Below are 15,280 nucleotides of genomic sequence, written 5' to 3'. Positions count from 1 at the left end.
TTATCCCCAGAGGGGGCCCCACCTTCCCCTTTTCCCCTTAACCGACAAGTATTGACAGACCTCTTTTCTTGTTAGAAAAGAGGTTTACAACATACTTAAAACTTAAAAGTGCAAATTAAAATACTACATCTTCCGCAAATCACCAAAGCTGGTTAATTTACAGAAGCTGTTTTTGAAAGGTGAGATAGTAGCTATTCCCTTCGCCGCAAAGACTACTTAATTTAACGAAATATGAAGATGTGAAGGACACAAAGGAAAAGTAGATAAGTAATCTTACACAGTGAAGGGAGTAACTTAGACTGCTATGTGTTTCTGGACTTTTGAAACTAATTCATTTGCCCAGTAGTTGGTAAGTTCAGCATTGGCAGCTTCCACCATAACCCTGATCACTGGTTCTGTACCAGAGGCACGAACCAAAATTCTGCCGGAATCACCCATTGCAGCTTCAGCAAGAGCGATCGCTTCTTGTACAGGTTGGCAATCTTGCCATCCCAAACGGCGATCGCGATCTACAACTCGCACGTTCCGCAACAGTTGCGGGTACGTTTGGAAGCTTTGATCTACTAATTCACCCAGGGAAACACCCGCCTCTTTCACCAAAGCTGCTATATGTAATGCTGTTAATAAGCCATCTCCAGTCACAGCATAATGACGGCAAAGAATATGACCTGATTGTTCGCCACCTAACATTCCCCCAGTCCGCAACATTTCGGCTTGCACATATTGATCGCCGACTGCGGTGCGAATCAATTTACCCCCAATTTGTTGCCAAGCTTTCTCAAAGCCTAAGTTAGCCATAACTGTAGATACAATCAGGTTGTCTGGCAATTGTTGGTTTTGTTGTAGGTGGCGTCCCCACAAGTAGAGAATGTAATCGCCGTTAACTTGCCTGCCTGTATTGTCTACTGCTAAGACGCGATCGGCATCCCCATCAAAGGCAAAGCCGATGTCGGCGTTATGTTCTTGTACTGTGGCTGCAAGAATATCTAGATGAGTAGAACCGCAGTTAACATTAATGCGATCGCCATCTGCTTCGTTATGCAAGCAGATTACCTCTGCCCCCATTTCTGTAAATACTGATGGTGCTAATCCGACTGCTGCTCCCCATGCCAAATCTAAAACAATCTTCATTCCCTGAAGATTTAGAGCACCGTTCAAAGGTTTTTTCAACGCCGAGCTATAATGCCCCACTAACTCAAAACGTGAGTAATGCCGTCCGTAATTACTAACTTTCGCAATAGGTGATATTTTGCCACGCAGTCCCGCTTCAATTTCTGCCTGCAATATTTGCGGTAACTTCCCACCATTCCCACCGAAAATCTTAATCCCATTGTCTTCTGGGGGATTGTGGCTGGCAGAAATCATCACTCCGCCGATGGCATCACTGATGCTGGTGAGATAAGCAATGCAAGGAGTGGGACATAATCCCAAATGCCAGACCTCTAATCCTGCTGCTGTTAAACCTGCACTCAAAGCCATCGCCAGCATATCACTGGAGTTTCTAGAATCCTGTCCGAGAATGACTGGCCCTATTTGAGTAGCATGGTTACGTAAAACAATACCCGTCCAAAAACCAACTTGCAATGCTAGGGGCGCATTTAATAATTCTCCGACTCGTCCGCGAATACCATCTGTACCAAACAAGGCATTTGCTGGTAATGGGATTAAATTTAGTGCAAAACTGCTCTCAATCCCTTTGCCCAATGCATCAACTTCGGAAGCAGAACCCCCAGACATGCCCGGTGTCCTAGTTATAGATGAAACCATATGTTTAAACACTCCACACAATCACACTGCAAAATAGCACTTAAAACTTTATTTCAGCAATTTTTTACAAATTCATTCTAGAACAGCTTTTCCTACGTAATAATACTTATACTTTGCTTCTTGAATTGTAAATTTTTCATGAAGTTAGTATTGGTTTTTGCGTTATCAGTAAAGTGTTCACATCTTAGCTAATTATTCCTTTTATGCCCTCTATCTTACTCTTGATTTTTATCTGTATTAGTTCACACTTTGCAATGCTACTAACTCTATTCGTTGGTAATAATTATTACTTTCCTTTTGTAGGCGTGTTTTTCAGCAAAACTGAAAATAAAAGCAAAATTCCGCCAAATAACCACAAAAAATCAAAACACCAAAATGTAAAGTTATATCCCCCAAATTCAAGATTGTGTAAAAAGCTACAAAAACATAGCAACTTAAAAAATTTTAATATAAATTCTCATCAAATAGTTTTAAGGTAACGTTTTAATGGCTTTTTTAGCCGTTACTGAATTTAAAACTCCGGCAGTTAACTTTTTAAAGTTGGGAAATTTAGCATGAGCAGCAATTTAGCAACCAAATTACGTGTAGGCACTAAGAAAGCCCACACGATGGCAGAAAATGTAGGTTTTGTCAAGTGCTTTTTAAGAGGAGTAGTCGAGAAAAACTCTTACCGGAAACTAGTTGCTAACTTCTACTTCGTCTACTCAGCGATGGAAGAGGAAATGGAAAAGCATCGCCAGCACCCAATTCTTTCTAAAATTAACTTTCCTCAGCTAAATCGCAAGTATACCTTAGAGGAAGACCTGAGTTATTACTTTGGTGCTAACTGGAGAGAGCAAATCAAGCTATCTCCCGCAGGTGAAGCTTATGTAAAGCGTATCCGAGAAATATCTGCCACAGAACCGGAACTGTTAATCGCTCATTCATATACTCGTTACTTGGGAGACTTATCTGGGGGACAAATTCTCAAAAACATTGCTGTAACGGCGATGAATTTGTCTGATGGCCAAGGAACAGCCTTTTATGAGTTTCCAGAAATTCCTGATGAGAAGGCATTCAAAGCGAAATATCGGCAAAATTTGGATGAATTGCCCCTTGACGAGGCGACAACTGATCGCATCGTTGATGAAGCTAACGCCGCCTTTGGCACGAACATGAAGATGTTCCAAGAATTAGAAGGCAATTTGATCAAGGCGATCGGTGTAATGCTTTACAATAGCCTCACACGGCGTCGTACACGCGGCAGTACTGAACTCGTCACAGCTGAGTAACTCTGTTGAGATTGCGGAGTATGGTGTGTGGAGTTATAAGTTCAGATAGCCTGATGAAGGATAATTCATAGGTGTTTCTGGAGAAAGAGCGATCAACGCTCAAAATATTTAGGGGCAATAGCCTTGTGACTGCTTTTGATTCATGAAAGCAAGCATGGGGAGATTGCCCCTCAATTATGTTTAATAGTTAGGATTTATCAGTATTTTTCAGCTTAAAATAACTAAGTCAATCTTCACACCAAGCTTAATGTCAGTATTTAAGTTTGTAATCTGTAAAACTTACCATACTGAGTAAATCAGGCAAAAATATGGCTACGAAAATTCCTGTCACAGTGATCACAGGCTTCTTAGGTAGTGGAAAAACCAGCCTAATTCGCCACCTGCTACAAAACAACCAAGGACGCCGCATTGCCGTTTTAGTCAATGAATTTGGCGAACTCGGCATTGACGGCGAATTGTTAAAATCCTGTCAAATTTGCCCAGAAGATGGTGAGGGCGACACTAATATCTTTGAATTAACCAACGGCTGCTTATGTTGCACCGTGCAGGAAGAGTTTTACCCGACGATGCAAGAGTTAATCAAGCGGCGGGATAGCATCGACTGCATTTTGATTGAAACCTCTGGTTTAGCCTTGCCAAAACCGCTGGTGAAGGCTTTTCGCTGGCAAGAAATTCGCAACGCTGCCACTGTGGATGCGGTGATAACCGTGGTAGATTGTGCGGCAGTAGCAGCAGGGACATTTGCTAGCGATCCAGAGGCGATCGCAGCCCAACGCCAAGCAGATGATAATCTAGAACACGAAACACCTTTGCAAGAATTGTTTGAAGACCAACTTGCTTGTGCAGACTTGGTGGTGTTGAATAAAATTGACTTGGTAGATGCCGAGACAAAAGCCAGAGTTGAGGAATTGATTAAGCAAGAGTTGCCCAGAGTGGTGAAAATTGTCGAGAGCGATCGTTCTCAACTAGATGCATCTATATTATTAGGATTCCAAGCCGCAGTGGAAGACAATTTAGATTCTCGTCCTAGTCATCACGATACCGAAGAAGACCACAATCACGACGAAGAAATTATCTCAACTAATTTAATTTTGGATCGTACATTTGATCCAGAAAAACTGCAACAGCAGTTGGAAAAATTAGCACAAGAACAAGAAATTTACCGGATTAAAGGCTTTGTAGCAGTACCAAATAAATCTATGCGTTTGGTGATGCAAGGTGTAGGAACTCGATTTGATAAATTTTACGATCGCCCCTGGAAACCTGAAGAGTCCAGGCAAACCCGTTTAGTTTTTATCGGTCGTGATTTGAAGTCTTCAGAAATCGAATCACAACTTGTAGCTTTATAAATATACTCAGATACCCGGCTTCTTTGAGAAGTCGGGGATCTATACCCTGATAGTTACGAGTTATGAATAACTAGTTAATTCAAAACAAATAATAACTGAAAATTCTTCACCTTACAAAAATATGGCTATCTCCCAACTATTTAACGTCGCTAATCTTTTTGTGCTGCCCTTTTGGGCATTGATGATTTTATTGCCAAATTGGAAAGTTACACGGCAGATTATGTCATCATATTTGCCCTTTGTGCTGTTAGCGGGGGCGTATTTGTATTTGTTTATCAATAGCATTACTCCAGAAAATGCCCAAGCTTTATCGAATCCCCAATTAGCTGATATTGCGCGGTTTTTTACAGATGAAACAGCTGCTGCAACGGGTTGGATTCATTTTTTAGTGATGGATTTATTTGTTGGCCGTTGGATTTATTGGGAAGGGCAAAAAACAGGTATTTGGACAATTCACTCTCTTGCACTATGTTTATTTGCAGGCCCTATGGGATTACTTTCTCACATCTTGACTTACTGGATTTCTAAAGCACTTTTCCCGAAATTTCAGCAGAATGAAGCTGTGACGGTAGGGGAAAAAGCTGAATCATCATCTGGAACATAATAGTATGGGCGCATAGCTGTGCATTGGTGTCAACTTAACGTGAATGCTTTTAAGCAATGTTAAGAAAGATGTGGGTAATGGATAGCTTTGGAAGAAGGGGAGACGCACTCGCGTTCGAGAGGCTCCGCCAACATCATAGTTTCTCTACAAGATGCTGCGCGTAGCTTGCTTCGACGTAGGAGTACGCTTAAAGCGTCGAGAACCTCCGCAACGTACTGGCTCCTCTACAAAATTTAACATTTTGCACTTTATTTGATTCATGTTCGTTAATTTAATTAAATCAACCAACCTTTTAAACGTTTGGCTATGTGGGGACGGCGCAATTTCCGCATGGCTTTGCTTTGAATTTGTCGCACTCGCTCACGAGAAAGATTGAACATGTTGCCAACTTCTTCTAAGGTACAGGGTTCGCTGGTTGTCAAACCATAGCGCAGAGAAATCACATCTTTCTCCCGTGGAGTTAACACGTCACCCAAAACTTCCCAAATCTCCTGACGCATCATGTTTTCATTCATTTTTGCTTCTGGAGACAGGTTATCTTCATCTTCTAGCAAATCCATCAATTCCGTGTCTTCTTCTTTACCAACGCGGTGATTGAGAGAAAGTGCTTGACGCCGTAGTTGTTGTAGCTGACGTAGTTGTTGCACACTAATTTCCAAAGTTTCTGCCATTTCACCTTCGGTAGGATTGCGGCAGAGTTTTTGTTTGAGTTCCCGTTGGGCTTTTTTCAGCTTGTTAAGCTTTTCAACAATATGAATAGGTAGTCGGATTGTCCGCGCATCGTTAGCTATAGCCCTGGTAATCGCCTGTCTAATCCACCAATAGGCGTAAGTAGAAAACTTATATCCTTTATCGGGATCAAACTTTTCTGTAGCGCGATTTAAACCCATCGCTCCTTCTTGAATTAAATCCAAGAAAGGCACTCCCCGATTTAAGTATCGTTTAGCAATAGAAACTACCAATCTCAAGTTCGAGCGAATCATTTTGCGTTTCGCTACTCTACCTTGATACAAACGACTTTCTAATTGCTTTTCCGTCATTTCTAGCTCGGAAGCCACCTCTACCTTGCTAGGTTCCTGCCCCAATTTTAATTCTAAGGCTACTTGTAATTCCCTAACTTCTTCTAGGAACCTAACCCGCCGCGCTAACTCTACCTCTTCATCAGCTTTTAGAAGCGGATAACGCGCCATCTCTTTAAAAAACGCGCCGACGGCATCATCATGCTCGGTTTTATTGTATCCCGAAGGACGGGCCGCAGCCATATCATCCCCGTCGCGTTCATCTGATTCCAGATTTTCTATTACAATTGGAGTCTCTTCATCTGCTACTGCTTCTAAAATATCGAGTGATGGTTCTTCAATATCAGCAGTATTCTCCAGTATTTCCATTTTTCCCAACTCAACAATATTCATAATTTCCTTTAGGGATTGTTACTTTGTTTGGTACATAATTTAGTTACAGCTACTCGTTTGAGGCTTGGTAGTTTTCCCTAAGAGACGAATGCACCCGTTTATATATATAGCGAAATACAGGCTTATGCTAATTTAACTTCAGGAATATAAATCGGCATTTACTTAGTACATATAGGTTACAGTTAGATACAACCTATAATGTAACTGTCCTTCACACCCAACAAGAATTTCTTATTAGGTTTCTAATAGATTATATTCTTCATTTTTTTCGGAATTACCAAATATGTCAAACTCCCTCAAACTTTCTCAACCTTAACAAATATATAAATCTCAGCTAATCATCCAAATTTCTTAAACTTTCATATACTTTTATAAATATTTTCAATGTTTAGACCTTGCAAGTCAGTGGTTAAATTCAAAACCTGGGGCTGTGGTTATGCATTCCCGATTTCAAGTTACACACATGAGACAAATTACAATAATGGCAATTTAATTTTGAGATATTCTTATTTGTATAAAAGCATCTCATATACGGAAAGGGTTGAATATCTACCGATAGGCGGAAAAAGGCTACTCCTTATTTAGTAGTTGGAGTAACTTTTGTAGATTTAGCCGAGATGCTTTTATTTGTAGAGTAGGCACCAATTATTTATTGCACGTATAGAAGAGCCAAAATTGTCTAGTAGATCACATAAGAGGAAACTTATCAAGTATTATGAAGTATAACAGTATTGAGAAATACAATTTACGTCTAAATAAAGCAAAAAAATAGAGTTAATTGAGCCAGGTTAATTGTGATCATCTATGTGAGTAAAATGTTTAACAATAAATTCAGAAACTATGTATATTAATGACGTAAATTTATCTTCTATGATGGTCGCTGAACCGGGGGAATCGTATCAGTTAAATACAACTGTTCACAGGTGGGTTGAAGTGTTGGTAGACTGTCCAGGAAGCACAGGACTATTTACTTATCGATTGCCAGCCCAGTTAGAAATCAAACCAGGGGATATTTTGAGCGTGCCATTTGGGGCACAACAATTAGGAGCGATCGCAATTCGGTTACTGGCACAACCAAATGTCGATTTACCGCCAGAAAAAATCCGGGAAGTAGAAGATATAGTCAGCGTTGGATTTTTCCCAAGTGCTTATTGGGAATTACTCAATCGAGTCGCTGCATATTACTATACGCCCTTAATTCAAGTAATCCGGGTTGCTCTGCCACCAGGGTTGTTGGGGCGATCGCAGCGTCGTATCCGCCTTGTTGGAAGAGGGGGGGCAAGGGGGCAGGGGGGCAGAGGAGCGGAGGGGAGTCGTTATTTACTACGATCTGCTGATCCTTTAGCTTTTTTGACTCCAACTGCGCGGCAAGTTTGGGAACTTTTGCAAGCGCAGTCGGCGGGAGACTACAGTTTTGTTTATCTCCAACAAAAAGTCAAATCTGCCTATCGGGGAATTCGGGAACTGCTGCGATTTGGTTTAGTAGAAAGCTACTTAGAACCGCCGCGGCTAACTCGACCAAAATTGCAAAAAGCAGTAACGCTCACAGGTACAATCGATCACGACTTAACTACTCGCCAACGAGAGATTTTGGAAGTGCTGCGGCGGCATAATGGGGAGTTGTGGCAAAATGAATTGTTGCAAATTTGCAATGCTAGTTCTTCTATCCTCAAAACGCTGGCACAAAAGGGTTACATCGTTGTTGAAGAACGGGAAATATTGCGAACCGAACAGGGGCCAGCATTAGCAGGCGATGGGGCTAAATCTTTAACTGTTGCTCAAGCTGGTGCTTTAAAAACAATCCAAACACTAGATGGGTTTGCTGAAGTTTTATTGCATGGGGTGACAGGTTCAGGAAAAACTGAAGTATATTTGCAAGCGATCGCACCTCTCCTCAGCCAAGGTAAATCTGCCCTTGTTTTAGTCCCAGAAATTGGACTCACACCCCAGTTAACTGATCGTTTCCGCGCCCGTTTTGGTAATAAAGTCAGCGTTTATCACAGCGCTCTCTCCGATGGTGAACGTTACGACACTTGGCGACAAATGCTCACAGGAGAACCCCAAGTTGTCATTGGTACGCGTAGCGCCGTTTTCGCCCCTTTGCCCAACTTGGGTTTAATTATTTTAGATGAAGAACACGACAGCAGCTTTAAGCAAGACTCCCCCATACCTACCTACCACGCCCGTACTGTTGCCCAATGGCGAGCAGAGTTAGAAAGTTGTCCCTTGCTGTTGGGTTCCGCTACGCCTTCGTTGGAGAGTTGGGTAAGTGTGAGGGGGCAGGAGGCAGGAGGCAGGGGGCAGGGGGCAGGGGGAGCAGGGGGAGCAGGGGAGGCAGGGGAAGAATTTTTAACTTCTAATTCCTTACCTAGCACTTTTTACCTCTCACTTCCCGAACGGATCAACTCTCGGCCTCTACCGCCGGTGGAAATAGTGGATATGCGGCAAGAGTTGCAGCAGGGAAATCGTTCTATATTTAGTAGATCGCTGCAAGAAGCTTTGCAAGAGTTGCAAGAGAGAAAACAACAGGGAATTTTATTTATTCATAGGCGGGGACACAGTACCTTTGTATCTTGCCGCAGTTGTGGATATGTGTTGGAATGTCCGCACTGTGACGTGTCGCTGGCGTATCACCACACCGAAGAAAAAGCGCCGGAATTATTGCGTTGCCATTATTGTAACTATGCGCGATCGCATCCCAAATTCTGCCCTGATTGTAGTTCCCCTTACCTCAAATTTTTCGGTAGCGGTACTCAGCGAGTAACGCAGGAACTAGCGCGACAATTCCGAGACTTAAAATATATTCGTTTTGATAGCGATACCACTCGTAACAAAGGCTCACACCGTACCCTACTCACCCAATTTGCCAACGGCGAAGCGCATTTATTAGTGGGTACGCAAATGCTCACCAAAGGATTGGATTTACCCCAAGTGACACTTGTGGGCGTTGTCGCTGCCGATGGATTGCTAAATTTATCAGATTATCGCGCCAGTGAACGGGCATTTCAAACCTTGACTCAAGTAGCTGGACGCGCTGGTAGAGGTGATGATCCGGGGAGGGTGATTGTACAAACTTATACTACAGAGCATCAGGTAATTGCAGCGGTGCGATCGCACGATTATCACTCTTTCTCCCAAGCTGAATTAGAACAACGCCAAGCGCTTAATTATCCCCCTTATGGGCGGTTAATTTTGTTGCGCTTAAGTAGTCTCGATCCCATTCAAGTACAAAATACAGCACAAATCATCGCCACAGCCTTGAGTACAGAAGAAGAATTTGAGATATTAGGCCCAGCACCAGCGAGTATTTTACGAGTAGCTAATCGTTATCGCTGGCAGATATTGATTAAATTTGCCCCTGATGCATTGCCACAATTACCAGATTGGGAAGAAGTGCGATCGCTTTGTCCTACTTCTGTTAGTTTGACCATTGATGTAGACCCATTAAATATTATGTGATCGTGAACTACGTAAATAATTACGCATAAAAATCTTTTTTCTATTCTCCACGATTAGCTAATTTTGATATTTGTCTCAAGCGTAGTAATTGAGTAGAGCTTTGCATAATAATCCCTCAGATAGATGAACTGAATCTCACTCTCATCTAGTCATAAACTTAAAGCATACATTTTAAAAGAAACTTTTATGATTTGCTGTCAAGGTTTCTTGCATATTGAAAGCACAAAAAAATAAACTTTGCCAGCAACAGTTAACGGTTTACAGTGATGCTTTTGAAGATTTATTACTTTTTAGTTCATCATAGTTTGCCCAGTTAATAATTTAGAAAGTTCCCTTAAAAAAGAAGTTCAGGGGTTACTTAACTTCAAGTATTTGCTAAATAATTTATACACAGTATTGCATCCCTTCTAGACTCGGACTTGGAGGTGCTGAGTTCTGTTAGCGGTAGCGGGGCTTTGAGCCAGTGCTGAGTAAAAATATTAATTTCCAGCCCCTTGTTTATGCTTGGTGGTGAAGTTTTTTCATTGGGACTGCCTTCTTTAAGAACAGAATGCTGTGCGCTCTTAATGTTGGTGAGTAGGGTGAGCGGACAACCTAGCAAAATAATAGACCACTTGCAAAAGTAACTTTTGCACTTTTGTAGGGAAAGGGTAAAAGGGCAAAGGGAATTTTCCATCCCTTTCCCCATTCTCCCTTAACAAAGTTTGGGGGTTTAAGTCCCCTGCCTCTATAGGCAGCACGTTTTGTGTCGGGGTAAAATCCCCGTTACAAAACGTAATTGCGAATTGCGTTAGCGAAGCGGGGCGTTAGCCCATTGCGAATTGCGAATTGGTTTAACCTTTTCCCCACTTTTGCAAGAAGTCTAATGGTTTCCCTGATCCTTACGGTCATCATGTTCGTTTCTGGCCAGTAAAGGATCGCCAAGAATAATCATTGCAGATACTTGACCAATATCAATGGACTACTCACGTATCAATTACGACTACAAAGGCAAGGTATATATGATTTACAAGATTAAACCCAAAATACTGGTATTAGCAATTGTTCCAGCGATGATTGATTTTCAACCAAAGAATGCTCCTGTAGGATCTGGGTATATAAAAGACATTGGTCAAACTTACAATAATAGTCGGAGCTTTGGTTGGGTGCGTGAAGATAGCTTAGATAATACTACACCCACTCCCCTTGATATCCAACTCAATAGACGCGATCGCAAGCGAAGTGGCATTAAACAGCAACTTAATACATCCATTCATATACAAAATATTACCGACGGCAAGCTCACAATTGATGCTAAAGGTAGTAAAAATACCAAGCTCAACTATATCGCAGTAAGTAAACGTCCCTCGGTCAGAGCGAGCCATCCTACTGATAATCAGATAAATGTGTCACCGGATATCTCGATTACAGCAGACGTAAATCTCCCCAACGGTGGGATTGCCCTTAATACCCTTTCAGCCTCAACCATCAAGCTGATCGATAGCGGTACTAATACACAAGTTGCTGCCAACTACAATACTTCGGGTGGTGGAGATGTAATTGTAGTAACCCCGATAAATCATCTTAAGAATAATACCAAATATCTATTACAAATCACTGATCGGCTAAAAGATACCAATGGTGCTGCATTCTTACCCTATAGCATCAGTTTCACAACAGGTACCCTTGAGAACGAAACAAGCGATATTACTTTTGAGCAAATCTCACTACCGAATGTACCTGCCAAATCTTACACCACAATATTGATTGGGCCTGACAATAAACTCTATGCTTCCACCTTACAAGGTGAGATTTTGCGCTTCTTGATCAATGCTAATGGCACTCTCGGTACGCCACAAACGATTTCCTCTTTGCGGACTGCGAATGGTGGTAACCGAACTATTATTGGTATGCACTTTGATCCCTCATCAACAAATGCTAGCAACCTAATTTTATGGGTAACAAATAACTACTACTGGAATGGAACTGTTGATGCGCCGGAGTGGACTGGTAAAATTACTCGGTTGAGTGGTTCCAATCTAGAAATAGTAAAAGACTATGTGGTTGATTTACCACGATCAAGCCGTCAGCATTTAACCAATAGCATTGAGTTTAAGCCCAATGAGCCAAAAGTGCTGTATGTGTTGCAGGGTAGTAATAGTAGTACAGGCGCACCAAACGATGTCTGGAGTAATCGTCCTGAGCGGTTGTTAAGTGCTGCTGTATTACGAGTTGACCTGTCTAAGATCACCTCACCTCCTTTAAGCGTTAAGACGGAGGATGGAGGTACTTATAACCCTTTTAAAGCAGGAGCACCTGTAACTATCTTTGCTAGTGGTGTACGTAATGCCTACGATCTGGTTTGGCACACTAATGGTCAGTTGTATGTGCCAACGAATGGTTCAGCGGCTGGTGGCAATACGCCACATACACCTATCCCGCTGCCTGTTGCTTGCAAAAACCGTATCGATAAAGCTACTAATGGGGCTTATACCAGTCCATCCGTACTTAGTCTCAGCAATACAGGTACGCAGCGAGATTATCTGTTTCGCGTTGTTAAAAATGGTTATTATGGTCATCCTAATCCTAAGCGTTGTGAGTGGGTGTTGAATGGAGGAAATCCCACAGATGCTAAAGACCCAGGTCAGGTAAATGAATATCCCATTGGGACTTTACCTGACCGGAATTGGAAGGGTATTGCCTTCGATTTCGGAGATCATTATTCACCAAATGGTATCATCGAATACCGTAGCAATGTTTTAGGTGGCAAGTTACGAGGCAAACTCCTGGTGATACGTTACAGTTCTGGTAAAGACATCATTGTGCTAAAACCAGGTGGCCCAAACTTGGATATTATAAATTCCCAAACCGGTATTGCTGGCTTTACTGGTTTTAACCCAAGTCCATTGGATTTGGTTGAGAACCCGACGAATGGATATCTCTACGTGGCGCAGCTCAATGATGTGACTGGTATGGGCAAAATTACACTTCTGCGTCCACGCAATTAATAAGCTGTCGCCCATATAATCTGCACATTGTTTTGTGTTGACTGTTGACTGTTGAGTGTTAGCTGTCAGCAGTCAACAAACTTCATGAGTTATTGTGTAATCTAAAGGCGTAATAGCTTATCAGTTTTTCCTCTGCCTAGAGTAATGTAAAATCCTTAATTTTTGTAGCCAATTACGTACTCAGTTGGTGTCAAATATTTCAAGCTGATCGCTATTAGCCCATATATCTATCTACGCTCATTTATAGCTTCTCTCATATCCACTAATCGACTTATATATCCTCATTTCTGATTTACTAAAAAATTGTTGTCCGGCAATCTTTACAACTATTTAATTCAGCGATTATGATTTATCTGCAATCTATATCTGCAAATATTAATTTGAGCAAACTGAATTCTGACAATTGACGCATGTATTCTGTTCGATAAAATCCTCTTAAATATTTATATTTTTTGAAAGTAGCAAACTTCCAGAATGTATTGTATAAACAAATAATACTAACTAGCGAGATAGATGAACTAAAAGTAAAATTTAAATATTCTTAACAATATATTAATAATATCTGGATAGTAATAACTGAAACTAGTAAATCCAGATTAAAAAATAGCGGTGATCCGAGAAATCACCAAATTCCTCGAAATCAGATACCCCAACAGCTAATCTGTTATCTCTAAGAATTAGCTTGCTAACATTTAAATTTAATTGAGCGCAAAATTATGGGACAAGGTTTTTTGCAAATTGGCTTAACGCTGTGCATTGTCATAGCAATCACTCCGTTATTGGGTAAATATATAGCGCGTGTCTTCTTGGGAGAAAGAACACTGCTTGATTTCTTAATGAACCCGATAGAGCGAAGTATGTTCGTACTAGCGGGTGTCCGCAGAAAAGATGATATGACGGGTTCGCAATATATCCGGGCTGTATTGTACAGCAACCTGCTCATGGCTATTTCAGTGTATTTACTAATATATTTCCAGAGACTGTTGCCCTGGAATCCCAACGGCTTCGGTGCGCCAACCTGGGATGTATTGCTGCACACAACCATTTCATTCGTAACGAATACCGACCAGCAACACTATGCTGGTGAGACAACTTTAAGCTATTTTAGCCAGGTAGCGGCTTTAGGCTTTTTGATGTTCACCTCCGCAGCCACTGGGTTAGCCGTGGGAATTGCCTTTATTCGCGGATTGACTGGTAGAACATTGGGGAACTTTTACGTCGATCTCGTCCGGGGAATTACGCGAATATTGCTGCCGATTTCGATTATTGGAGCGATCGCTTTGCTTGTAGCAGGTGTACCACAAACATTAAAAGATACTTTAGTTCTGAGAACCTTAGAAGGTGGGACGCAATATCTTGCTAGAGGACCGGTGGCATCATTTGAGATGATCAAACTTTTGGGCGACAACGGCGGTGGCTATTTTGGCGTAAATTCAGCCCATCCTTTTGAAAATCCCAATGGCGCTTCTAACTTAATTGAAATGATCGCCATGATTTCTATACCAGCAGCCTTAATTTACACTTACGGTATATTTGCTAACAACATCAAACAAGCTTGGCTACTTTTTTGGATGGTGTTTGTGATTTTTGTCGTTCTAGTGGGAGTGACAGCCGTGGGAGAACTGCAAGGTAATCCCCTTGTGAATAACGCCTTTGGATTAGAACAGCCCAATTTAGAGGGGAAAGAAGTTCGATTTGGCTGGGCACAAACGGCATTTTGGGCAGTTATGACTACCGCTACTATGACTGGTGCAGTGAATGGGATGCACGATTCTTTGATGCCGCAAGGAATATTTTCGACTCTCTTCAACTTATTTATTCAGGTTATCTGGGGTGGGCAGGGGACTGGAGCCGCTTACCTATTCATTTACTTGATTCTCACAGTGTTCCTAACCGGGCTAATGGCAGGACGCACCCCAGAGTTTTTAGGACGCAAAATTGAAAAGCGGGAAATCGTCCTCGCCAGTGTGGTGCTGTTGATTCACCCAATTCTAGTTTTGATCCCCAGTGCGATCGCCTTAGCTTACCCCATCTCCCTATCTGGAATTAGCAACGCTGGCTATCACGGTATTTCTCAAGTAGTTTATGAATACGCCTCAGCAGCAGCAAATAATGGCTCCGGTTTAGAAGGCTTGAGGGATAACACCCTGTGGTGGAACTTGAGTACAATAGTTAGCTTAATAGGAGGACGCTACATTCCGATAATTGCCATCCTCCTCTTAGCTGACGGCATGTCTCGCAAGCAACAAGTACAAGAAACCCCTGCTACCCTGAGAACTGATTCTCTAGTATTTATTGGGATCACTGCTGGAGTGACACTGGTTCTGGGCCTATTGACTTTCTTTCCCGTTCTAGCTTTAGGCCCCATAGCTGAGGGTTTGAAACTAGCATCTGGCAGTTAGAAAATTTATGAGTTATAAGTCTGGAATTA

The 15,280-nt window shown here is 41.9% G+C and carries 8 protein-coding genes; 6 read left to right on the top strand and 2 right to left on the bottom strand.

Annotation, left to right across the window (positions count from 1 at the left end; genetic code table 11):
* Positions 1-294: 294 nt before the first annotated feature.
* Positions 295-1,767, bottom strand: a complete 1,473-nt coding sequence (gene glmM, locus VB740_RS02890) for a phosphoglucosamine mutase (RefSeq protein WP_323198577.1) — start codon at positions 1,765-1,767, stop codon at positions 295-297.
* A 554-nt stretch (positions 1,768-2,321) separates the two neighbouring features.
* Between glmM and VB740_RS02885 the strand changes: the two genes are divergently transcribed.
* From VB740_RS02885 to VB740_RS02875, 3 genes are all read left to right on the top strand, one after another.
* On the top strand, positions 2,322-3,038 hold the full coding sequence (locus VB740_RS02885) for a heme oxygenase (biliverdin-producing) (protein WP_323198576.1): 717 nt from the start codon (positions 2,322-2,324) through the stop codon (positions 3,036-3,038).
* A 308-nt stretch (positions 3,039-3,346) separates the two neighbouring features.
* Positions 3,347-4,387 (top strand): cobalamin biosynthesis protein CobW, encoded by a 1,041-nt coding sequence (cobW, locus tag VB740_RS02880; protein ID WP_323198575.1) that lies wholly within the window; start codon positions 3,347-3,349, stop codon positions 4,385-4,387.
* Positions 4,388-4,508: 121 nt separating this feature from the next.
* The gene (locus VB740_RS02875; RefSeq protein ID WP_323198574.1) at positions 4,509-4,991 is read left to right on the top strand and encodes an ABA4-like family protein; all 483 of its coding nucleotides are present in this window, start codon (positions 4,509-4,511) and stop codon (positions 4,989-4,991) included.
* Positions 4,992-5,266: 275 nt separating this feature from the next.
* On the opposite strand, the gene VB740_RS02870 is transcribed toward VB740_RS02875, so the two are convergent.
* Positions 5,267-6,403 carry an RpoD/SigA family RNA polymerase sigma factor gene (locus VB740_RS02870; RefSeq protein WP_323198573.1) on the bottom strand — a complete coding sequence of 379 codons (1,137 nt, stop codon included), beginning with the start codon at positions 6,401-6,403 and terminating at the stop codon, positions 5,267-5,269.
* Between the two features lie 840 nt (positions 6,404-7,243).
* Between VB740_RS02870 and priA the strand changes: the two genes are divergently transcribed.
* The 3 genes from priA to kdpA all read left to right on the top strand — a co-directional run bounded on the left by priA (position 7,244) and on the right by kdpA (position 15,251).
* The gene (priA, locus tag VB740_RS02865; RefSeq protein WP_323198572.1) at positions 7,244-9,862 is read left to right on the top strand and encodes a primosomal protein N'; all 2,619 of its coding nucleotides are present in this window, start codon (positions 7,244-7,246) and stop codon (positions 9,860-9,862) included.
* Between the two features lie 1,001 nt (positions 9,863-10,863).
* A complete protein-coding gene (locus VB740_RS02860; protein ID WP_323198571.1) occupies positions 10,864-12,849 on the top strand; it encodes an Ig-like domain-containing protein in 1,986 nt (661 codons plus the stop codon).
* Positions 12,850-13,565: 716 nt separating this feature from the next.
* Complete coding sequence (kdpA, locus tag VB740_RS02855; RefSeq protein ID WP_323198570.1) at positions 13,566-15,251, top strand: potassium-transporting ATPase subunit KdpA; 1,686 nt, start codon at positions 13,566-13,568, stop codon at positions 15,249-15,251.
* Positions 15,252-15,280: the final 29 nt, after the last annotated feature.

Source organism: Nostoc sp. UHCC 0251 (assembly GCF_034932245.1).
In the GTDB taxonomy this organism is placed as follows: Bacteria; Cyanobacteriota; Cyanobacteriia; order Cyanobacteriales; family Nostocaceae; genus Nostoc.
Note: the sequence above shows the minus strand (reverse complement) of the source record. Positions and strands in the feature narration are given on the sequence as shown.